General features: G+C 64.9%; 1 protein-coding gene. It reads left to right on the top strand.

The features are described from left to right. Positions 1 to 1,366 (top strand): non-ribosomal peptide synthetase (locus ACF08W_RS35075; RefSeq protein WP_392281775.1); only part of this gene is annotated, 1,366 nt, incomplete at both ends.

Here is a 1,366-nt window from a genome sequence, read left to right as displayed (position 1 = left end):
CGACAACCCCACCCCAGGCGTCCGCACCATCAACCTCGACACCGAACACAACACCCTCACCCAACACCCCACCACACCCCCACACACCACCGTCACACCCGAAGACCTCGCCTACGTCATCTACACCTCGGGCTCCACCGGCCGCCCCAAGGGCGTCGCCATCGAACACCGCACCGTCCTCCACCTCCTCGCCAACTGCCAACCCCTCTACAACTTCGGCCCCCACGACGTATGGACGGTATTCCACTCCTACGCCTTCGACTTCTCCGTCTGGGAACTCTGGGGCGCACTCACCACCGGCGCCCACGCCGTCATCGTCCCCCACGACACCACCCGCAACCCCCACGCCATGTGGCAACTCCTCAAACAACAGAAAGTCACCCTCCTCAGCCAAACCCCCTCCACCTTCCGCGAACTCACCACCCACGCAGCCGAAACCAACCAAGACCCCCTCCCCGACCTCCGCTGGATCGTCTTCGGCGGAGAAGCACTCGAACCCAAACACATCCACACCTGGTTCGACCGATACCCGAACACCCCCACACAACTCATCAACATGTACGGGATCACCGAAACCACCGTCCACGTCACCTACCAACACATCACCGCCCACCACCTCACCAACAACAACCACCGCCTCCCCGCCGGACGACCCATCCCCGGCTACCACATCCACCTCCTCGACCCCCACGGCAACCCCGTCCCCACCGGCATCCCCGGCGAAATCCACGTCTCCGGCAACGGACTCGCCCGCGGCTACCTCCACCACCCCACCCTCACCGCCCAACGCTTCACCGCCAACCCCCACCACACCGGAACCCGCACCTACCGCACCGGCGACCTCGCCCGATGGCTCCCCGACGGCACCCTCGAACACCTCGGCCGCACCGACCACCAAGTCAAAATCCGCGGCTACCGCATCGAACTCGGCGAAATCGAAACCGCCCTCACCCAACACCCCCACATCCACGAAGCACTCGCCACCACCCACCAAGACCCCAACAACCCCAACAGCCACCCCCGCCTCATCGCCTACCTCGTCACCACCACACCCCTCACCCCCGCCCAACTACGCACCCACCTCACCACCACCCTCCCCGACCACATGATCCCCGCCCACTACATCCACCTCCCCCAACTCCCCCTCACCCCCAGCGGAAAAATCAACCGCCGCGCCCTCCCCACACCCACCACCCACACCCAACAAACCACCACCCACCACACCCCACCCCGCACCCCCACCGAACACACCCTCACCACCATCTGGACCAACATCCTCACCACCAACCACATCGGCATCCACGACAACTTCTTCGACCTCGGCGGCGACTCCATCCTCTCCATCCAAATCGTCTCCCACGCCCGG

The sequence above is a fragment of the Streptomyces sp. NPDC015144 genome (assembly GCF_043079735.1).
In the GTDB taxonomy this organism is placed as follows: domain Bacteria; phylum Actinomycetota; class Actinomycetes; order Streptomycetales; family Streptomycetaceae; genus Streptomyces.
The sequence above is the reverse complement of the archived record's forward strand: the minus strand, read 5'-3'. Positions and strand labels throughout refer to the sequence as shown.